Origin of the sequence: Curtobacterium sp. MCLR17_007 (assembly GCF_003234655.2) — a bacterium.
In the GTDB taxonomy this organism is placed as follows: Bacteria; Actinomycetota; Actinomycetes; order Actinomycetales; family Microbacteriaceae; genus Curtobacterium.
On the sequence record NZ_CP126271.1, the window covers coordinates 3,468,833 to 3,489,244 of the forward strand.

At 68.6% G+C, this 20,412-nt stretch carries 22 protein-coding genes; all 22 read right to left on the reverse strand.

The genetic code is table 11. The features are described from left to right. Positions 1-7 precede the first annotated feature (7 nt). Positions 8-847, reverse strand: coding sequence for a 50S ribosomal protein L2 (rplB, locus tag DEJ13_RS16390; protein WP_056121417.1), 840 nt, complete (start codon positions 845-847; stop codon positions 8-10). A gap of 18 nt (positions 848-865) precedes the next feature. Continuing rightward, positions 866-1,165, reverse strand: a complete 300-nt coding sequence (gene rplW / locus DEJ13_RS16395; RefSeq protein ID WP_056121415.1) for a 50S ribosomal protein L23 — start codon at positions 1,163-1,165, stop codon at positions 866-868. Then, positions 1,162-1,809: a 50S ribosomal protein L4 gene (rplD, locus tag DEJ13_RS16400; protein WP_056121413.1), complete on the reverse strand. Its 648-nt coding sequence runs from the start codon at positions 1,807-1,809 to the stop codon at positions 1,162-1,164. The genes rplW and rplD overlap by 4 nt, the downstream gene beginning before the upstream one ends. Before the next feature lie 2 nt (positions 1,810-1,811). After that, complete coding sequence (gene rplC / locus DEJ13_RS16405; protein ID WP_056121411.1) at positions 1,812-2,468, reverse strand: 50S ribosomal protein L3; 657 nt, start codon at positions 2,466-2,468, stop codon at positions 1,812-1,814. Positions 2,469-2,481: 13 nt separating this feature from the next. Then, entirely contained in the window at positions 2,482-2,790 is a 309-nt protein-coding gene (rpsJ, locus tag DEJ13_RS16410) for a 30S ribosomal protein S10 (RefSeq protein WP_017885534.1), read from the reverse strand. Positions 2,791-3,457: 667 nt separating this feature from the next. Beyond that, complete coding sequence (locus DEJ13_RS16415; protein ID WP_056121408.1) at positions 3,458-4,174, reverse strand: DarT ssDNA thymidine ADP-ribosyltransferase family protein; 717 nt, start codon at positions 4,172-4,174, stop codon at positions 3,458-3,460. A gap of 202 nt (positions 4,175-4,376) precedes the next feature. Then, complete coding sequence (locus DEJ13_RS16420) at positions 4,377-5,354, reverse strand: DNA topoisomerase IB (RefSeq protein WP_056121405.1); 978 nt, start codon at positions 5,352-5,354, stop codon at positions 4,377-4,379. A gap of 59 nt (positions 5,355-5,413) precedes the next feature. After that, positions 5,414-5,665: an antitoxin gene (locus tag DEJ13_RS16425; RefSeq protein ID WP_111105947.1), complete on the reverse strand. Its 252-nt coding sequence runs from the start codon at positions 5,663-5,665 to the stop codon at positions 5,414-5,416. Between the two features lie 144 nt (positions 5,666-5,809). Further along, positions 5,810-6,997 (reverse strand): elongation factor Tu, encoded by a 1,188-nt coding sequence (gene tuf, locus DEJ13_RS16430; RefSeq protein ID WP_056121401.1) that lies wholly within the window; start codon positions 6,995-6,997, stop codon positions 5,810-5,812. 155 nt (positions 6,998-7,152) lie between these two features. Next, on the reverse strand, positions 7,153-9,270 hold the full coding sequence (gene fusA / locus DEJ13_RS16435) for an elongation factor G (RefSeq protein ID WP_056121398.1): 2,118 nt from the start codon (positions 9,268-9,270) through the stop codon (positions 7,153-7,155). 87 nt (positions 9,271-9,357) lie between these two features. Next, complete coding sequence (rpsG, locus tag DEJ13_RS16440) at positions 9,358-9,828, reverse strand: 30S ribosomal protein S7 (protein WP_056121395.1); 471 nt, start codon at positions 9,826-9,828, stop codon at positions 9,358-9,360. 4 nt (positions 9,829-9,832) lie between these two features. Then, a complete protein-coding gene (rpsL, locus tag DEJ13_RS16445) occupies positions 9,833-10,201 on the reverse strand; it encodes a 30S ribosomal protein S12 (protein WP_056121393.1) in 369 nt (122 codons plus the stop codon). A 291-nt stretch (positions 10,202-10,492) separates the two neighbouring features. Next, on the reverse strand, positions 10,493-11,662 hold the full coding sequence (locus DEJ13_RS16450; protein ID WP_056121391.1) for a hypothetical protein: 1,170 nt from the start codon (positions 11,660-11,662) through the stop codon (positions 10,493-10,495). Positions 11,663-11,711: 49 nt separating this feature from the next. Further along, a complete protein-coding gene (locus DEJ13_RS16455; RefSeq protein WP_056121389.1) occupies positions 11,712-12,149 on the reverse strand; it encodes a DUF6121 family protein in 438 nt (145 codons plus the stop codon). A gap of 43 nt (positions 12,150-12,192) precedes the next feature. Next, the gene (locus DEJ13_RS16460; protein ID WP_146245160.1) at positions 12,193-12,783 is read right to left on the reverse strand and encodes a CBU_0592 family membrane protein; all 591 of its coding nucleotides are present in this window, start codon (positions 12,781-12,783) and stop codon (positions 12,193-12,195) included. Positions 12,784-12,969: 186 nt separating this feature from the next. After that, complete coding sequence (locus tag DEJ13_RS16465) at positions 12,970-13,695, reverse strand: type IV pilus inner membrane component PilO (protein WP_111105948.1); 726 nt, start codon at positions 13,693-13,695, stop codon at positions 12,970-12,972. A 3-nt stretch (positions 13,696-13,698) separates the two neighbouring features. Beyond that, on the reverse strand, positions 13,699-14,298 hold the full coding sequence (locus tag DEJ13_RS16470; protein ID WP_146245161.1) for a hypothetical protein: 600 nt from the start codon (positions 14,296-14,298) through the stop codon (positions 13,699-13,701). A 185-nt stretch (positions 14,299-14,483) separates the two neighbouring features. Then, a complete protein-coding gene (gene pilM / locus DEJ13_RS16475) occupies positions 14,484-15,536 on the reverse strand; it encodes a type IV pilus assembly protein PilM (RefSeq protein WP_111105950.1) in 1,053 nt (350 codons plus the stop codon). 42 nt (positions 15,537-15,578) lie between these two features. Next, the gene (locus tag DEJ13_RS16480) at positions 15,579-16,421 is read right to left on the reverse strand and encodes a prepilin peptidase (RefSeq protein WP_258374014.1); all 843 of its coding nucleotides are present in this window, start codon (positions 16,419-16,421) and stop codon (positions 15,579-15,581) included. Further along, positions 16,418-18,250, reverse strand: coding sequence for a hypothetical protein (locus DEJ13_RS16485; protein WP_258374015.1), 1,833 nt, complete (start codon positions 18,248-18,250; stop codon positions 16,418-16,420). Before DEJ13_RS16485 ends, DEJ13_RS16480 begins: the two co-directional genes overlap by 4 nt. Next, on the reverse strand, positions 18,250-18,957 hold the full coding sequence (locus DEJ13_RS16490; protein ID WP_111105951.1) for a PilW family protein: 708 nt from the start codon (positions 18,955-18,957) through the stop codon (positions 18,250-18,252). The genes DEJ13_RS16485 and DEJ13_RS16490 overlap by 1 nt, the downstream gene beginning before the upstream one ends. Beyond that, positions 18,954-20,342, reverse strand: a complete 1,389-nt coding sequence (locus DEJ13_RS16495) for a type IV pilus modification PilV family protein (RefSeq protein WP_181436936.1) — start codon at positions 20,340-20,342, stop codon at positions 18,954-18,956. The genes DEJ13_RS16490 and DEJ13_RS16495 overlap by 4 nt, the downstream gene beginning before the upstream one ends. Positions 20,343-20,412: the final 70 nt, after the last annotated feature.

Sequence of the window (20,412 nt, forward strand, 5' to 3'; positions counted from 1 at the left end):
TGAACTCCTACTTGCGCTTCTTGCCGGCGTTACGGCGACGGACGATGAGCTTGTCGCTCGGCTTGTTCGACTTGCGCGTGCGGCCCTCGGACTGGCCCCAGGGGCTGACCGGGTGACGGCCACCGGACGTCTTGCCCTCACCACCACCGTGCGGGTGGTCGACCGGGTTCATCGCGACACCACGGACGGTCGGGCGGACGCCCTTCCAGCGCATGCGGCCGGCCTTGCCCCAGTTGATGTTCGACTGCTCGGCGTTGCCGACCTCGCCGATCGTGGCGCGGCAGCGGGCGTCGACGTTGCGGACCTCGCCCGACGGCAGACGGAGCTGCGCGTAGGGACCGTCCTTGGCGACGAGTCGCACCGAGGCACCGGCCGAACGCGCGAGCTTCGCGCCGCCACCGGGGCGGAGCTCGATCGCGTGGATGACCGTACCCACGGGGATGTTGCGCAGCGGCAGGTTGTTGCCGGGCTTGATGTCGGCGCCGGCGCCCTGCTCGATGACGTCGCCCTGCTTGAGCTTGTTCGGAGCGAGGATGTAGCGCTTGGTGCCGTCCACGAAGTGCAGGAGCGCGATGCGCGCCGTGCGGTTCGGGTCGTACTCGATGTGCGCGACCTTGGCGTCCACGCCGTCCTTGTCGTGACGACGGAAGTCGATCACGCGGTACTGGCGCTTGTGGCCACCACCGATGTGGCGGGTGGTGATCCGGCCCGAGCTGTTGCGGCCACCGGTCTTCGGCAGCGGACGAAGCAGGGACTTCTCCGGGGTCGAACGGGTGATCTCGGCGAAGTCGGAGACCGAGGAGCCACGACGACCCGGGGTCGTCGGCTTGTAGTTACGAATAGCCATGATTTATCCCTCTGGTCCTCAGCCGACAGCCGTGAAGATGTCGATCGAACCGGACTTGAGCGTCACGATGGCACGCTTGGTGTCCTTGCGCTTGCCCAGACCGAACTTGGTGCGGCGGGTCTTGCCAGGACGGTTCAGCGTGTTGATGCCGGCGACCTTGACGTTGAAGATCTTCTCGATCGCGAGCTTGATCTCGGTCTTGTTCGCACGGGGGTCCACGATGAACGTGTACTTGCCCTGGTCGATGAGGCCGTAGCTCTTCTCCGAGACGACCGGCGAGATGATGATGTCGCGCGGGTCCTTGTTGAAGCCGCTCATGCGGTGACCTCCTTCACGGTCTTCGACGCGATGAAGGCGTCGAGGGCGCTCTTGCTGAAGACGATTGCGTCCGACACCAGGACGTCGTAGGCGTTGAGCTGGCCGTACGACAGGGCGTGGACGTTCGGCAGGTTGCGGATCGACTTGAGCGTCAGCTCGTCGTCCGACTCGAGCACGACGAGCACGTTCTTGACGGGCGCGACCTTCTCGAGGAGCGTGCGGGCGGTCTTGGTCGACGGCACCTCGGCCGCGACGAAGCCCTCCACAGCGGAGATGCGGCCACCGCGGGCGCGGTCCGAGAGCGAGCCGAGCAGCGCTGCGGCGATCATCTTCTTGGGGGTGCGCTGCGAGTAGTCACGCGGGGTCGGTCCGTGGACGACGCCACCACCGGTGTGCTCCGGCGCGCGGACCGAACCCTGACGGGCGCGGCCGGTGCCCTTCTGCTTGAACGGCTTGCGACCGGCACCGCGGACTTCGCCGCGGTTCTTGGTCTTGTGCGTGCCCTGACGCGACGCTGCGCGCTGCGCGGTGACGACCTGGTGGATCAGCGGGACGTTGGTCTCGACGTCGAAGAGAGCTGCGGGGAGCTCGACGGTGCCGGAGACGGCACCCGAGGCGTCGAGGATGTCGATCGTGGTGGCCATGATCACTTACCCTTCACGGCGGTGCGGACGAAGACGGAGCGGCCACGAGCACCGGGGACGGCGCCCTTGACGAGCAGCAGACCCTTCTCGGCGTCGACGGCGTGCACCGTGAGGTTGAGGACGGTGACGCGGTCGCCACCCATGCGACCAGCCATGCGCATGCCCTTGAAGACACGCGACGGGGTCGAGGAGGCGCCGATCGAACCGGGCTTGCGGTGGTTGCGGTGCGCACCGTGCGAGGCGCCGACGCCGTGGAAGCCGTGGCGCTTCATGACACCCGCGAAGCCCTTGCCCTTGCTCGTGCCGACGACGTCGACCTTCGCGCCGGCCTCGAACGTGGCGTCCACGGTGAGCTCCTGGCCCAGCGTGTACTCGCCTGCGTCCGACGTGCGGATCTCGGTGAGGGTGCGGCGCGGGGTGACCCCGGCGGCCTCGAAGTGGCCAGCGGCCGGCTTGTTCACCTTGCGGGGGTCGATCTGGCCAGCGGCGATCTGGATCGCCTCGTAGCCGTCGCGCTCGACGTTGCGGATCTGGGTGACCACGTTCGGGCCGACCTCGATCACGGTGACGGGGATGAACTTGTTGTTCTCGTCCCACACCTGGGTCATCCCGAGCTTCTTGCCGAGGAGGCCCTTGACGGTCTTGGTTGTGTTCGCCATCAGTGCAGCCCCCTTACAGCTTGATCTCGATGTTGACGTCGGCCGGCAGGTCGAGACGCATGAGCGAGTCGACGGCCTTCGGCGTCGGGTCGACGATGTCGATGACGCGCTTGTGCGTGCGCTTCTCGAAGTGCTCGCGCGAGTCCTTGTACTTGTGAGGGGAACGGATCACTGCGATCACGTTCTTCTCGGTGGGGAGCGGCACCGGGCCGACCACGGTCGCACCGGCACGGGTCACCGTGTCGACGATCTTCCGGGCCGACGTGTCGATGACCTCGTGGTCGTACGACTTGAGCCGGATGCGGATCTTCTGTCCCGCCATGTGTTCTCTGTCCTCTCTGCGCCGCGCACCCTCAGGCCGCCTGACACCGCCTGGCTCCGCCCTGTGCGGACCTGGCTGTTTACGTGGATCAACGCATCCGCTGGGGATGACCGCTGTTCTCCTGTCAACCGCGCGGACGGTCATGCCGTGGTGCACACGACGGCCCGCGTGGACGTGTCGTTCCCGCCACACCGGCTGACCGGCACGGTGATGGGACTCGAACTGTTCTGCTGCCTGCGGCCCAACCCAGCTCTGCTGGACAGAGGGGTTGTGCACTGCCAGAGCAGTGATCCTTGCGGGCGCGAACCCGCTGGAATTCCGGAACCGGACAAGTCTCCCATAGGGTCACCATCCGTGCAACCCGGGCGTGTCGCGCCGGTTCGGGCGTGTCGGGATGGCCCTGCTTTCGCGGCCCGCCGCGGAAGTGCCGCCCTGGAGGCCCGACCCGGTCCCGTCCCGCACGGTGCGTCCGCAGCGCCCCCGGACCAGCCCGGCGGCGGCTCCGACGGTCCGCTCGCGTCCACCGGGCGACACCGGCGCGTCGGAGGCGAACAGGGCCTCCCGTCCGCCGGTCGCCGGTGGCGACGGACCGCGCCCCCGCACGGTCCGTCGTTCCCTGGGGCGGGTCGACGTCGGTACGGGGGCGCGGTGCCGCTGGAACGGGCGGTCAGTCCTCGTCGGGCACGACGGGCGGGACGAACCACGGCGGGAACACCGCGACGCGGGGCGCGTGGCCGCCGTGCTCGGAGAGGATGTCCTTGACCGCGTGGCGCGTGCGGTCGTTCGGGACGCCGATGACCGCGACCGAGGAGAACGGCACGCTCGGCCCGGCGAGCAGCTCGAGACCGTGCATCTCCGGGTCCGTCAGGTCCGTCCGGCGCAGCAGGTTCGCCGCAGCCTCGGGTCCCACGGCGAAGCGGGCGTCCTCGGCGTCGGCATCCGTGTCGGCGAGGATCACGGACGCCCCGAAGGCTGCCGTCGGGACGACGAGGACCACGTAGTCGATCCCACGGGCACTGCGGGCGGCATCGGACCACTGCGACTCGTCGTGCGCGCCACGGCGGACCTCGTCCCACCGGGCGCCGTCGGGCGAGAGCAGGAACGGCACGTGGCCGGACACCGACGTGCCGTCCGGGGCCGTGGCAGCCGCTCGACGCTCACGCAGGGCCGGCGAGCTGATGTCGTACGAGGGGGTGACCCGGTCGGCGGCCGAGATGGCCTGGTCGGCCACGATCCCGTCGAAGTTGTCGATGTGCGTGACGTGGTGCGCGCGCAGGGTGCCGAACACGCGCGCCGCTGGCATGTCGGGCTCGGCGACGCGGAGCGCGGTCGCCTTCGCCCGCGCTGGGGAGCCTCCCGGGGTCGAGCGGAGCGAGGTGCTCACGCGCGTGCGCCGTGGGGCTGGGGTCTTGGGGGCTTCCGGCACGTCACGCTGGCGCGGTGCGCAGATGTCGCAGAGCTCGGTGGGGAATCCGTGGATGCACTCGTCTGTCACGACTGGTGTGTGTCCTTCCGTGCCGCGTGGGGGTGGAACGGCACAAGGGCCAACGCTACGTCATCCGGACGGACTTGCGGCGCCGATCCCCTCATTGGCGGTACAGCAACGCCCGCACTTCGGACTCCGCGGCGTGGATCCGTTCCGGGTCGATGGTCTCGCCGTGCTCGTAGGCGTCGAGCAGGCGGGGGTCGACGTAGCTCGCCCTGGCGACGGTCGGGGTGTTCCCGAGGACCTCGCTCGCGGCCTTGACGGCGTGCGAGACCGCCTGCTTCCGCTTCGTCGCGGCGCCGAGGAACCCCGTCTGTGCCAGGTCGATCGCCGCCGCCACCGTGCCGTGCAGGGTCCGGAAGTCCTTCGCCGTGAAGTCGTCGCCCGCGCGTTCCTTGACGTAGGCGTTGATGTCCTCCGCCGTCAGTGGCTCCCACTCCGCGCCGCGGGACTCGCGGTACGACAGCAGCCGCGCGTTCGGTCCCCGGCGCTTCATCCCCACGATCACGGTGGCGAGGTCCGGATCGTGGATCGACGACGACCACTCCTGGTGGCTCTTGCCGGGGAACGAGAGCTCGATGTCGTCGCCGGACACCTTCGCGTGGGCACACAGCAGGGTCGAGAGCCCCCGGCTGCCGTGCTCCGTGGCGTACCGCTCGGACCCGACCCGCAGCGACCCCTGGTCGAGCATGCGGAACGCCGCGGCGAGGGACCGTCGCTGGTCCGGCTCGGGTCGGCGCAGGTCCTGGGTGACCATCCGACGTGCCGCGGGGAGCGACTCTGCCAGCGCCAGCGCACGGTCGTACTTGATCTTGTCCATCCGGTCGCGCCAGGACGGGTGGTACATGTACTGGCGTCGACCGGCACCGTCGATCCCCGTCGCCAGGATGTGCCCGTTCTCGTACGGCGAGATCCACACGTCGTCCCACGCGGGCGGGATGACGAACTCCTCGAGGCGCGCGCGGATGACGGGGTCGGTGACGGTGTTGCCGTCGGGGTCGCGGAAGCTGAAGCCGCGCCCGCTGCGGACCCGGTGGTACCCACGACCGTTGGTCTTGGATCTGCGGAGACGTGTCACTCGTCGAGCAAACACGGCGCGGGCTGGGCGTCACCACGGGCAGGTCCGCCAGCCGGCGGTCACTCCTTGCCGATGTGCCCGTCGACGTTGTCCGCGGCCTCGTCGATCTGCTCGTCGAACCGGCTGCCGGTGACCTTCTTGATGCCGTCGGCCAGGCCGTGGATGATCTTGTCCGAGACCTCCTCGACCCGGTCGCTCTGCAGGGCCGCCTCGATCTTGTCCCGGTTCGCGTCCACGAACTCCTTGGCCCTGTCGGTCACCGCTTCGGCCTTCGCGGAGACGTCCTTCTGGATGTCGTCGAACCCGGTCATGATGCCTCCTCGTCCGCGGTCGGGACCTCCGGCCGTCTGGGACACATCGTGCTCCGCCGGGAGCGTCCTGTCCGGGAAGCGCGGGAGAACACGACAGCGGGGCCGAGCCCGAAGGCCCGACCCCGCTGTACCTGGTGAAGCGAGTTACTTGATGATCGACTCGACCGTACCGGCGCCGACCGTACGACCACCCTCACGGATGGCGAAACGGAGGCCCTCTTCCATGGCGATCGGCTGGATCAGCTCGACGGTCATGGAGACGGTGTCGCCGGGCATGACCATCTCGGTGCCCTCGGGCAGCGTGATGACGCCGGTGACGTCCGTGGTGCGGAAGTAGAACTGCGGGCGGTAGTTCGCGTAGAACGGGTTGTGACGACCGCCCTCTTCCTTGTTCAGGATGTACGCGTTCGCCTTGAACTCGGTGTGCGGCGTGACCGAACCCGGCTTCACGACGACCTGGCCGCGCTCGACGTCCTCGCGCTTGAGGCCACGGATGAGCAGACCGGTGTTGTCACCGGCGACTGCCTTGTCCAGCAGCTTGCGGAACATCTCGATGCCCGTGACCGTGGTCTTCTGGGTCGCCTTGATGCCGACGATCTCGACCTCGGAGTTGAGGTCCAGCTCGCCACGCTCGACACGACCGGTGACGACGGTGCCACGACCGGTGATCGTGAAGACGTCCTCGATCGGCATCAGGAAGGGCTGGTCGGTGGCGCGGATGGGGTCCGGCACGCTCTCGTCGACAGCGGCCATCAGGTCCTGGACGGACTTGACCCACTTCTCGTCGCCGTCGAGCGCCTTCAGCGCCGACACCTGCACGACGGGGGCGTCCTCGTCGAACTCCTGCGAGCCGAGGAGCTCGCGGACCTCGAGCTCGACGAGCTCCAGGATCTCCTCGTCGTCCACCATGTCGGACTTGTTCAGCGCGACGACGATGTAGGGCACGCCGACCTGGCGAGCGAGCAGCACGTGCTCACGCGTCTGGGGCATGGGACCGTCGGTGGCGGCGACCACGAGGATCGCGCCGTCCATCTGGGCCGCACCGGTGATCATGTTCTTCACGTAGTCGGCGTGACCAGGAGCGTCGACGTGCGCGTAGTGGCGCTTCTCCGTCTGGTACTCGACGTGCGAGATGTTGATCGTGATGCCGCGCTGGCGCTCTTCGGGAGCGTTGTCGATCTGAGCGAAGTCGCGGGCCTCGTTGAGGTCCGGGTACTGGTCGTGCAGAACCTTGGTGATCGCCGCCGTGAGCGTGGTCTTGCCGTGGTCGACGTGACCGATGGTTCCGATGTTGACGTGCGGCTTGGTGCGCTCGAACTTGGCCTTGGCCACTGTGGGTCCTCCTCAGGACTCGGATGCGGCACCCCCGGGGGCATCCCGGTCGGGATGCGAGCGAGTGGTCCGCGGTGTGTGTGTCTTTTACTGTAGTTGGTGGCGAGGGGCCCGTCGCCGGGCTCCCCCGCCTGTGGAGAACACGCTCTGGAGCGTTATTCGCCCTTGGCCTTCGCGACGATCTCCTCGGCGACGTTCGACGGGACCTGGTTGTAGGTCTCGAAGGTCATCGAGTAGACGGCACGACCGGAGGTCTTCGAACGAAGGTCTCCGACGTAGCCGAACATCTCGGACAGCGGCACGCTCGCGCGGACCACCTTGACGCCCGAGGCGTCCTCCATCGCGGCGATGTTGCCACGACGGGAGCTGAGGTCACCGATCACGTCGCCCATGTACTCCTCGGGCGTACGGACCTCGACGGCCATGATCGGCTCGAGGATGACCGGACCGGCCTTGCGAGCCGCTTCCTTGTACGCGATCGAGCCGGCGATCTTGAACGCCATCTCGGACGAGTCGACGTCGTGCGCCGCGCCGTCCTTGAGGGTCGCCTTCACGCCCACCGTCGGGTAGCCGGCGAGGATGCCGACCTGCATGGCGTCCTGGATGCCAGCGTCCACCGAGGGGATGTACTCACGGGGGACGCGACCACCGGTGACGGCGTTCACGAACTCGTAGACCTTCTCGGAGGTGACCTCCATCGGCTCGAGCGCGATCTGCACCTTCGCGAACTGACCGGAGCCACCGGTCTGCTTCTTGTGGGTGTAGTCGTAGCGCTCGACGACCTTCGTGAGGGTCTCGCGGTAGGCCACCTGGGGCTTGCCGACGTTCGCCTCGACGTGGAACTCACGCTTCATGCGGTCGACCAGGATGTCGAGGTGGAGCTCGCCCATGCCCTTGATCGTGGTCTGACCGGTCTCCGGGTTGAGCTCGACGCGGAACGTCGGGTCCTCTTCGGCGAGCTTCTGGATGGCCGTGGAGAGCTTCTCCTGGTCAGCCTTGGTCTTCGGCTCGATCGCGACCTCGATGACCGGCTCCGGGAACGTCATCGACTCGAGGACGACCTGGTCCTGCGGGTCGCAGAGCGTGTCGCCCGTGGTCGTGTCCTTGAGGCCGATGACCGCGTAGATGTGACCGGCGGTGACGTTGTCGACCGGGTTCTCCTTGTTGGAGTGCATCTGGAAGATCTTGCCGATGCGCTCCTTCTTGCCCTTGGTCGAGTTGATGACCTGTGCACCGGACTCGATGTGGCCGGAGTACACGCGGACGTAGGTCAGGCGACCGAAGAACGGGTGCACGGCGACCTTGAAGGCCAACGCCGAGAAGGGCTCGGAGGAATCCGGCTTGCGGATGATCTCCTTCTCTTCGTCCTTGACGTCGTGGCCGATCATCGGCGGGACGTCGAGCGGCGAGGGCAGGTAGTCGATGACCGCGTCGAGCATCGGCTGGACGCCGCGGTTCTTGAACGCCGAGCCACAGAGGACCGGGTAGATCTCGCTGTTGACGGTCAGCGTGCGGATCGCGGACTTGATCTCGGCGACCGAGAAGTCCGTGTCGCCCTCGAGGTAGCGCTCCATGAGCTCGTCGTTGGCCTCGGCCACGCGCTCGATGAGCTTCTCGCGGTACTCGGCAGCGCGGTCGGCGAGGTCAGCCGGGATCTCTTCGATCTCGTACTTCGCGCCCATCTGGACGTCACCCTTCGCGTCGCCGCGCCAGGTGAGTGCACGCATCTCGACCAGGTCGACGACGCCCTCGAAGGAGGACTCCGCACCGATCGGGAGCTGCAGCACGAGCGGCTCGGCGCCGAGGCGGTTCACGATCGTGTCGACGGTGAAGTAGAAGTCCGCGCCGAGCTTGTCCATCTTGTTGACGAAGCAGATGCGCGGGACGTTGTACTTGTCAGCCTGACGCCACACGGTCTCCGACTGGGGCTCGACGCCCTCTTTCCCGTCGAACACGGCGACGGCACCGTCGAGGACGCGGAGCGAGCGCTCCACCTCGACCGTGAAGTCGACGTGACCCGGGGTGTCGATGATGTTGATCTGGTTGTTGTCCCAGAAGCAGGTCGTCGCGGCCGACGTGATCGTGATGCCGCGCTCCTGCTCCTGCGCCATCCAGTCCATCGTGGCTGCGCCGTCGTGGACCTCACCGATCTTGTGCGTGATGCCCGTGTAGAACAGGATGCGCTCGGTCGTCGTGGTCTTGCCAGCATCGATGTGCGCCATGATGCCGATGTTGCGGACCTTGTTCAGGTCGGTGAGCACGTCCTGTGCCACAGGGTTCCTCCGGAAGAGTTGTAGGAGAGATGGCGTCCGTCCGGGCGCCGGGGTTCTTGACCGCCGGCGCCCGGACGATGCCGGTGACTACCAGCGGTAGTGCGCGAAGGCCTTGTTCGACTCGGCCATCTTGTGGGTGTCTTCACGACGCTTGACAGCGGCGCCGAGACCGTTCGACGCGTCGAGGATCTCGTTCATGAGACGCTCGGTCATCGTCTTCTCGCGGCGGGCCTTGGCGTACGAGGTCAGCCAGCGCAGGGCCAGCGTGTTCGCACGGTGCGGCTTGACCTCGACCGGGACCTGGTAGGTCGAGCCACCGACACGGCGGCTGCGGACCTCGAGGGTCGGTCGGACGTTGTCGAGCGCCTTCTTGAGCGTGACGACGGCGTCCTGCTGGTTCTTGGCGGTCACGCCTTCGAGTGCGTCGTAGACGATGCGCTCAGCGAGACCCTTCTTGCCGTCCAGCAGGATCTTGTTGACGAGCTGGCTGACGATCGGTGCGCCGTAGACGGGGTCTGCGACGACGGGGCGCTTGGGGGCCGGTCCCTTACGAGGCATGTGCTCAACCCTTCTTCGCGCCGTAGCGGCTACGGGCCTGCTTGCGGTTCTTGACGGCCTGCGTGTCGAGGGCGCCGCGGATGATCTTGTAGCGCACGCCGGGGAGGTCCTTCACACGACCGCCGCGGACGAGCACCATCGAGTGCTCCTGCAGGTTGTGGCCCTCACCCGGGATGTAGGCCGTGACCTCGGTGCCGTTCGAGAGCTTGACACGAGCGACCTTGCGCAGTGCCGAGTTCGGCTTCTTGGGGGTGGTGGTGTAGACGCGGGTGCACACGCCACGCTGCTGGGGGTTCGCCTTCAGCGCCGGTGCCTTGGTCTTGACGACCTTGGGGCTCCGACCCTTGCGAACGAGCTGCTGGATGGTAGGCAACTGTTCTCCTGGTTCTCGCTCGTGTTCTCTGGCCGACGCGGACCGTCGGCATCCTCGCCCACGCAGACGACCGCCGAACCGGCGGACGTGGATTGGGGGCGGACTGTCCGGATCGAGGTCTTCGACCCGCCGGACTTCGCGGCGCGCCCGAAGGCGCACACCCGAGAGAGCCTACCTGTGGGACCCGGCGAAATCAATCCCGGGCACCCGCCCACGGTGACTGTCCGCCGGGAGCGGAGCCGGGCCTCCTGTGCGGTGCCCAGGCCGGTGGGCCGGGCGCGTGGGCCGGACTCAGGAACCGGTGTCTGAGGACCCGTTGCCGATCGCGGACTCGAACGTGGCGCCGGTGTCCGAGAAGCCGGTGACGTAGCCGCTGGCGTTGACGTTGATGGGCCCGGCAGTGGCGGTGCCGGCTCCGGCGGGTCCGGTGAAGTCCGCGGTGTACGTGGCGGAACCGAAGGACGAGGTCGTGACGGCCCACCCCTTGGACAGCCAGCCGTCGACGGAGATCGTGGGTCGGGAGTCGAGCGTCCACTTCTGGTTGGTGTACGTGTTCGCCGGGTTCTCGCCGTACGCGTAGAAGCTGCAGCCGTCGGGCTTGGTCGACGTCGACGCGACACAGCCGTCCACCCAGGCGTTGACCGCGTCCGTGGCGGCCTGTCTGCCCGCGTCGGTCAGCGTGGTGCTGAGCGACACCGGACTGCTCGCCGTGCCGGAGAAGCCCCGGACCGCCGCGGTCTGGGTGTCGGCGGTGAACCACTTGCCGCCGTCGACCGCCACCGGGTAGGAGCCCGGCAGGGCCGTGAGCGTCAACGCGCCGGACGCGTCGGTGGTCGCCCGCTGCCCGGCGACGGTGACCGTCGACTTCGGCGGCCCCTGGACCTGGACGTCGACCGCGCCGAGACGCGGAGCCTGCAGCTGCCACTTCGGGAACACGCCCCAGTCGGTGCCGGTCTTGTCGAGCGTGAAGGTCGCGGGGACCTGTCGGCCGGCCTGTGTCATGTACGCGCCCACCGTGGCGGTGTCGCCGTCCTGTCGCACGGCGGTGATGCGGTACCCGGTCACGCGGTCGTTCGCCTTGCGGTAGGCGGCGTCGGTCAGCAGGACGTCGGACTTGGTGTGCCGGACGCCGGCCGCGGTGAGCGCGTCGTCGACCCGGCCGGCCGACAGGTCGTCGAGGAAGGCCCGGACCGGACGGTCGGCAGAGTGCGAGTCGGTGCCGACGGCGTACCCGACGACACCGGCGACCAGCAGGAGGACGACGGCCGCGCCCCCGGCGACGATGCCGACCAGGGCGCCGCGTCCGAGGCGACGGCGCGGTCGTGACGCCGGTCCGGCGAGGGGCTGCGGGACGTCGTGAGCGCCGCTGATCGAGGACACCTCCGGGACGGACCCCCACCCGTCGCGGTCGTGTGCGTCCCCGGCGCCGGGGTTGTCCGGCGTGTGCTGCTGATCGGTCATCGGTCCCCCGTTGCGTCGTCGCCGGAGTCGCGCTCCGGCATCCTGCAGCCTAGCGACGACCCGCGTCACCCGGACTGTCGCGCTGGTGCCTGGCGACCGTGACACCGCCGACCACGGACAGGATCGCGACCACGACCGAACCGACGACGAACGGCCCGAGTGCGTAGCCGGCGGGGAAGACGAGCAGCTCCGTCACGTCACGGCGGATCAGGGCGTAGCCGACGGCGCCGACGCCGAGCATGACGAGGTACGTGGTCGCGGCGGCGACGAGCCCGGTGACGCCGGGGTTGCCCTCGCGCACGCCGAGCGCCGTCGCGATGAACACCACGACGGCGCCGCCCACGACCATCGCGGGGCCGAGGTAGGGGGTGGCGTCGGTCTGCGCGATGACCTCGACGTTCGCGAGCAGCGCCTCGAAGCCGGTCACCGCGATCACGAGGGCGATGAAGAGGACGGACGTCATCGTCGCCACGAGCCATCGGGACATGGGGTGATCGTATCGCCGGGGAGGGGCGGGTGCTGCCGGATGGTCAGCCGACGCGGTCTGCGGCCGTGGCCTGTTGGTCGTCCCGCCGGGCGCCGGGCTGCGCGTCGCGCTGCGCGCGGTGCTGCTCCTGGGCTGCGCTGACGAGGGCCAGTGCGATGGTCGCGGTGATGACGGGGACGCTCGCGGTCATCGGGGCGGCTGGCTCACGGTGGGCTCGCTCCGATTCGGTGAGCGCCGGCACGTCCTGGAGGCTCGGGGTGGCGTCCGTCACGGCCGTCGCCGCGGCGTCGTGCGCGTGGACGGCAGGGCCGATCACGGGCAGCACCGCGGTCGTCGCCGGCGGCTCGGCGTGCAGTTCTCTGGTGGGCTCGAGGCCGGTCCGTCGGGCGGCCCGGCGTGCTCTGGCCATCCGGACCAGGACGACGACCGCTACGATCGCCCAGATCCCGTTCACGATGGTGGACGGGACGGCGTGGTGGGCGGCGACGTTGATCGCGACCGAGACCCCTCCGACCAGGTTGAACAACTGGTAGACGGGGCCGTTCGGGAGCTTGCCCGTCGAGAACAGAATGTAACCAGCTAATACGGTTACGGCTCCGAACCAGCCGAGGAACTCCACGATTCCAGACAACACGCGCGACTCCGGGCACGACGAGGAACGACCGGATCGAGCTGGCCGTTCGCGAGGGTGGGGTGAGCCGCGGGACGCGGCATCACGAGCATCGTACGCACAGCGACAGGCGTTGCGGAAGAGGACCCGGCGCGGTGTGGACGGCCCCAGTTGGCGGGGTGCTGTGGAGGGGTGGTGTGGACGGGTGGGTCAGCCTGCGGCGGGGGTCACGGAGGAGGTCGTCGATGGATCAGCCAAGACGTAGATCGACCCACCGAAGGTCCATGTCGAATCGTCGGACGTCGAACCGTCCTCCCCGCTCTTCGCCGCGGACGAGACATTGGTCACGAGGAACAGACGACTGCCGTGCTGGATGCCGTCGACGAAGGTCAGGGCCTGGTCGAAGGTGCCGTCGACTGCGACCGTGACCGGGATGACCGAGAAGTTCTCGCCCGTGATCGCGCCGTTGGTGACCGCCTGGGGTGCTGCGGGCGCAGTCGGGACCGACGATGCCGTCGCGGAGGGAGACGCGCTCGGCGCAGGAGTGGCAGAACTCGCGGCACCCGACGTGCCGGCGGCAGCAGCGACCGGCGCGTAGGCGACGGCGTCGCTGGTCGTGTACGAGGAGATCTCCATGCCCGACGACGCGGCGACCGTGTTGAGGTCGGCGATGAACGAGGACAGGTCCGCAGTGTCGGGGACCGAAGCGGACAGCTGGGCGAGCTGCTCCTGCATCGCCGGGAGCTCGGCGGATCGTTCGCGCAGTCGTGTCAGTTCGGAGCGACTCGTCGAGTTCGTCTCTTCGACGCTCGACCGCTGGTCAAGGGCACTCGACGCGAGCGCCAGCTGCGGCTGCACGGCGAGGAAGAAGCCACCGACGGCGACGACGGCCATCGCGACGAAGGCGAGCAGCAGGCTCAGGCGGTTCCGTGACATCGATCAGTCCTTCTTCCGCGCTTCGGCGAACCGACCGTCGAGCGCTTTCTCGTCGAGGTGGATCGTGAGGTTCACCGTGTACTCGCCCGTCGTGTCGTCCCGGGTCACGGAGTTCGCGGTCGCGTCGACGAACCCGGTGACGGACTGCACCGAATCGAGCCACTCCGGCACGGCCGGGAGGCCCGAGGTCTTCGCGTCGATGGTCAGGGTCGCGATGCGCTGACCCTGCAGCGGGTCGAGGGACTGCACGTAGGCCGTGGTCGCCGACGCGGAGTCGATCGTGACGCCGCTGATCCGGACTCCGGTCGGCAGCTTGGACTGGACCGATCCGAGCATCTGCGACCAGTTGATCTCGGTCGATCCGCCGACCTGCTGAGCCGCCTGCAGCAGGCTGGTGTCCGACTCGGCGGTGCGCACGTCGCTGAACTGCCGCTGCTGCTGCAGGAGGCTGACCGTCTCGGCCTGCGCCGCCGCGAGTTGCGTGTCCTCCGAGCTCTTCGCCAGGCCCGCTGCGACCGCACCGATGCCGACCGCCATCGCGACGATGACGACACCGGCCCACGCTCGGCGGACGGCAGCGCGCTGCCGCCGGTGGACGTGCACCTCGGTCGGGAGGAGATCCGCGCGAGGCGCACCCCCGATGATCAGCGGCTGCTTGTTCTTGCCGGCTCTCGTCCGTTGCGCGACGTCCCGGATCGCCCGTTGTGCGGGCGCGGCGGCAACGCGTTTCGCTCCCGGGCGCCGACCGGGACGACGTCCCCCTGCGGGCGGTGCTTCGATCGTCCCGGTCATGCTGCACGGCTCCCGACTGCGAGGCTCCACGCCACCGCGATCGCGCTGCCTCGTTCGCGCAGGACTTCCGGCGTGATGCCGCGTGCGGTCCGTGCTGCGGCGAACGGGTCCCCGACCGCGACCGGCAGACCCGATGACTCACCGAGGCCTTCCCGGAGTCCGGGCATGGCCGCACCGCCGCCGGCGAGCAGGACGCCGCGGACCGGCTCGTCCGGACGGGTGTTCACGAAGTAGTTGACCGTGTTCCGGATGCTCTGCATGAGCTCGGCGACCGACTCACGGGTGACCGCCACGGCACGAGCGTCATCTGGCGTCTGCGGGATGCCCGCGAGACCGAAGTGGCGCTTCACCGCCTCTGCCGCCTCGACGTCGACCTCGAGCCGCGCGGCGATCGACTTCGTGATGTCCCATCCTCCGGTCGGGATGATCCGGACGAACTTGGGGACGCCGTCGGTGGCGATGACGACCGAGGTGGTCGTCGCACCGCAGTCGACGATCGCGAGCGTCCCGGCGCCAGCGACGCGGGGCGCGAGCACGCGGGTCAGTGCGAACGGGATGAGGTCGACCCCGACGGGGTTCAGGCCCGCGAGCTGCGCTGCGTTGACGTTCGCGAGGACGGCTTCCTTGATCGCCGCGACCAGCAGCCCGTGCACGACCGGCCCCCCGTCACCGTCACCCTCGGCGGTCGGGTAGAAGTCGAGGATCGCGTCGCCGACCGGGACCGGGAGCATGTCCTGCACCTGGAACGGCAGCGACTCCCGGATCTGCGCGAGGGGGGCCCGCGGGACCGTCAGGTCGCGCGAGAGCACGCGCTGGTTGCCCATGCCGAGCACGACGTCCTTGCTCTTGAACCTGCCGAGCGACCACAGGGAGCGCAGCGCACCCGCGACCGTGTTCGCATGGAGCACCTCGCCGTGCTTGGTCGACTCCGGCGGCGACGCGATCTCGGCCAACCGGAGGATCGTCGGCTGCGCCTTGTCGACGTCGGCGACCTCGACCGCGCGGATCACGTCCGCGCCGATGTCGATGCCGACGATGCTCTTCGCCATGTCGTGTCCTTCTGGGTCGAGTGCGGGTCTGCGGGGCCGGCGTCAGGCCAGGCCGAGGAGTGCGAGGTAGGCGTGCCAGAGCGGCACACCCACGAAGGCGCCGATCCAGGCGCCGAGGAGCATCCATGGTCCGAACGGGATACCGTTCCGACGACCCGTGCGACGCACGATCATCAGGCCGATGCCGAAGGTACCGCCGAGCAGGAACGCCGCGAAAGCACCCACTGCGAGGGGGCCCCATCCGAGGTACGCGAGTACCAGGCCGAGTGCGCCGGCGAGCTTCACGTCGCCGAGTCCCATGCCCCGTGGCACGGCGACCGCCAGCCCGAGGTACAAGCCGCCGAGCAGCGCCATGCCACCGACGGCGCGGATCAACGCCGACCAGTCGCCCGTCAGTGCGCTGCTGCCGGCGAGGAGCGTCGCGAGCACCGGGTACATGGGCAGCACGATGGCGTTCGGCAGCCGCTGGGTGTCGATGTCGATGAGCGCCAGGGCGACGCTGACCGCCGCCAGGTACAGGAGGGCCACGAGCAGGACGGCATGCCCCGCGATCGTCGCTCCGGTCGCAGCGGGGTCGGGCAGGAACCGGATGCCGACGACCAGGAAGAACACCCCGGTCAGGAGCTCCACCAACGGGTACCGGACCGAGATCGGTTCCGCGCAGTCGCGGCACCGCCCGCGGAGGACGAACCACGACAACACGGGCACGTTGTCGATGCTGCGGATCGGCGTACCGCACCTCGGGCACGCCGACGCGGGCGCGATCACGGACAGGCCCGCAGGGACCCGGTACACGACGACGTTGAGGAAGGACCCGATGGCGAGGCCGAAGACGGCACCGAGCGTGAGGACGGCGCCGGCCAGGGGCGCGAGTGACGCGGTCACGAGATCGGTCCTCCGTCCGCGTCGTACGCGGTCTTGGACTCGACCTGCGTCGCCACGCGGTAGGTCGTGACGGTCGGCTGGGGGAACTTCGGCGGGGTGTAGGTGGCGAGGCTCGAGTCGAAGCGGTAGTTCTTGTCGAAGCCCTGGCCACTCGCGAGCCCCACGGCGCCGCGGAAGTTCTGCGCGATGGAACCGCTCACGGTGAGGGTGCCGCGACCCGCGGTCGAGCCGCGGGTCCAGTTCTGCACGACGAAGGTGCCGAGGTTCGAGAGGATCGCGGCATCGACCTCGCGGTCCGCGGGGAGCAGTGGGGTACCAAGGGCGTTGACCGGGTTCCACACCCAGACGGCGCGCTGTCCGATCAGTCCGAGGACGGTCGACGCCGAGCGCGTACTGGGGTACTTGATGTCGCCCGTCACGTAGAGGTAGTTCTCCGCTGCGATCGTGACCGCCTTGTCCACCGTGCCCTGCACGAACGCGTCTCCACGATCGCAGCCGTAGGGCGTCGAGATGGTCGCGCCGCCACCGGCGGTCGGGTCGGCCTCCGAAGCCGAGGTCGAGCTCCCCACGTACGGGAACCCCACACCGTTCGACTTCAACGAGGTGGCCAGACTCGCTGTTCCCGGCGTGTCGCAAGCCGTCGGCAGGTTCTTCGTCTCGGAGTTGCCCTTCCAGTAGTTCGGGTCCTGCGCACTGCCGGCCGCGCGGACGCCCGGTTCGTTCTGGATGTAGATCATGTTGTTCTTCGGGACGGGGACGACCGCGCCGGACGCGCTCCTGAGCGCGGACACAGCGCCGCACTTGTCGGAGACGTCGCCCGCCGTGATCACCGCGCCGGAGGTCGCTGTCACTCCACGGACGACCGTCTTGATCGTGAGCGGTGAGACCACGGTCATCGTGCCGTTGCCGTTGAAGGTGATCTTGGTCGGGCCCGTGTACAGGCAGCCGGTGCCTTCGACCGTGTTGACGGTGGACGGCAGGTCGCTCCGCATGTAGTCGCGCAGATCGCCGATGGTGGACGGGGGCGTCAGGGTCGAGACGGTGGTCGGGTTGGCGGCGAACTTCGCCGCAGCCGTGCCGCACCCGCTGCTCGTCCACCCGTACACGCTCTGGAACGTGCTCTTGAACGTCGCCCCGCATGCCTTGATCTGGTCGTTCGATCGGACCGGGCCCTCGAGCACGTCGTTCTGCCCGAACTGGATCTGGTCACAGGTCGACGTGGTCGCGACAGGCCGGTACGCGCTCGTGCAAGCGCTCGTCCCGACACCCTTCTCGTTCGTCACGGTCGGGTCACCGGACTCGTAGTTCGTGAAGTAGAGGTAGTTCGAGAAGCCGTCCGGGCGGACGTTCGCCACGACGGTCCGCGTCGTGGCGCCGGAACGTCCGGTGGACTGCACGCGGATCACGCCCTGCGTCGAGAGCTTGCTGTTGTCGACCGCGTACCGGAACCCTGCGTTGCTCCCGCTCCCGTCTGCCGTCGGGACGGTCACCCACGGGGCTCCGGACTGGTAGTTGAAGGCGGCATTGCCACCGGTCCCCTTCGTGAAACGGCTGCCGCTGGCTTGGCTGAAGGGCGCGTTCGGCTGTCCGTAGAAGCCGTAGGTGTTGTCGGCATTCAGCCGGGACTGATAGTCCGCCACTCCGGCGTACGCGGCGGCTATCGCGCGGTTCCAGGCGGTGTCGGTCGACGTGACTCGGGCGCCGCTGGTGGCGACCGCGACCATCGTCGCGACGAGCAGCATGACGACCATGCCGATGGCGACGACGGCAGCGATGGCGACACCACGCTCGTCGTCCCGAGCACGCAGCGCGCGCACCAGACGGATCATCAGGAGGCCCCCATCACGATGTTCGGCATGCTCGCTGTGTTCTGCAGCGACACGGCGTTCGGGTCGTCGGCGCTCCGGCCGACCGCGACCGACAGCCCGACCTTGCGGATGTTCGCCAGATCGGCCTGACCGACCGGGGCCGTCGGTGAACCGAGCACGCCGTCGTCGCCATTGCTGTAGGTGAAGAGCGTCGTGCTCGTGACGGACGTCGCGAGCGTCCGCGTCGAGGTGGGCGTCGCTGAGAGCGCGGGCCCGGTCGCCAGCGGGAATGCGTAGTACGACGAGTTCCCGGCCACCGCGGTGCCGGTCCACTTCGTCTCCGTGATCACCTTGCGGGCCGGATCCAGGGTGACCTGCACCTCCACGGCCTGCGACAGGCTCGAGTCGAGGTTGACGTACGCGAAGAACCGCACGGATGTCGCACTGGCGTACTGGAACGCGAACTGCGAATCGTCACCGGTCGGCACCGGGTTGTCGGTCGCCGCACGCAGGTTGCGACCGATCTCGTTCATCGCCGTGGCGGCGACCCGCGTGTTGGCGCTGACGGCCCCGGCGACCTTCGCTGCTTTCTGCGACGAGACCAGGAAGGACCCCGCGACGGTGAGGATGAGGACCGACAGGCTCATCGCGACGATGAGTTCAGCGAGGGTGATGCCCGCTTCCTCTCGGCGTAGTCGCTCGAAGAACTGCCGGATCCGGACGTTCACGATGCCGGCACCGTTCGCGGATCGAGCGTCACGACGTTGCCGTTGACAGAGGCGTTCACGTTCAGGACGCCGGGTGTCGCGGACACCGTCTGGTTGTTCGTGCCGAGGATCGATCCGAGGATCGACGTGCTCCCGCGCAGGGTCCAAGACCCGTACGGCAGGGCGATCGTCGTCGGGGACGCACTGTTCAGCCCGGTGAATGTGTAAGTGGTCGACGGTGAGCACCCCGGGTCACCACCAGCGGCGCTGGTGTTCTTGACGGTGGCGAAGAGCACCGTGTCCAACCCGCCGAGCTTCACGTCGACGATGCCCATCGGGGCGCGCGCCACGGCGGCCGAGGTACTCGTCGGGTTGAAACCGGGAGTCCCCAGGGCGGTGTTGGAGTCGGTGAAGACAAAGGGTGAAGTGACGAGGTTCGCCGACGAGGTCGTCCACGCGCTCGGGTCGACGTCGGTGCACGTCGGGGAGTAAGCCCCTCCGAGAACGGTCCACCCATCGGTGTACGGGAAGAGCGTGGCGGAGGTCGACGTGGTCGTCTTGACGGTGCTGCCGTTTCGGAAACTGGTGGTGAGCCCGGTCGGGAACTTGGCGGCCTTGCCGTTCGCGTTGAGTGGAGCGCCGACCGAGACGCTGATGCCCTGGTCGTAGGTGAACGTCTTGTTCCCGATGCCGCCCGACGACGTCGTCACGTCGAAGTAGGGCGCGCTGGCACCGTCGGGGTCGACGTTGCCGCTCTTGGTGATGGTGATCCGGTACGTGCCTGGTGTGACACCCAAGGCGTAGCTGCAGCCGTTGCCGTCGGTCGCCGCGGGTTGCGCGGGCAGGCTCGTCGCCCCTCCCGACCTCGGGGTGATCGACACGCTCACGCCCTCGTTCGGCCCGCCGTTCGCGGTCGTGACACCGACCACGATCGTGGAGGCGGTCGCACTCGACACGGCGGCGGACGGCGACACGAGCGAGTCGAGCACGACGCTCTTCTGCTTCGGCGAAGCGCCACTCGACCAGGTGACGGTGATCGCGACGCGCTTGTAGGCCAGGACGCCGCTTCCCGCGCCGCACGAGTTGTCCGTGCCGTCGGAGTTGATCCAGTTCGTGGTGCGCTTGATCGTGTACGACTGCGCGCCGACGGACTGCGTGCTCAAGTCGTCGTCGAGGGTGAAGACGTCCTTCGTGCTGCGTGCCGCGTCGAGCGCCTGGTTCGCCAGGTTCAGCGCTGCTTCACGCGAGCGGTTGTCCTGCGTCAGGAAGAGCGTCGAGGCGATGCCCATGGCGACGCCGGCGGCGAACATCGCGAAGATGGTCATCGCCACCATGACCTCGATGATCGAGAAGCCGTCCTCGGCGTCGCGTGCCGCCTGGAGTCGGCGGGCGATGGTGGTGATCACGCGCGGCTCCTCTCGACGTGCTCGTGCAGAAGTGGTTGCGCTGAACGGGGCGGGTCGATCGCTCGACCCG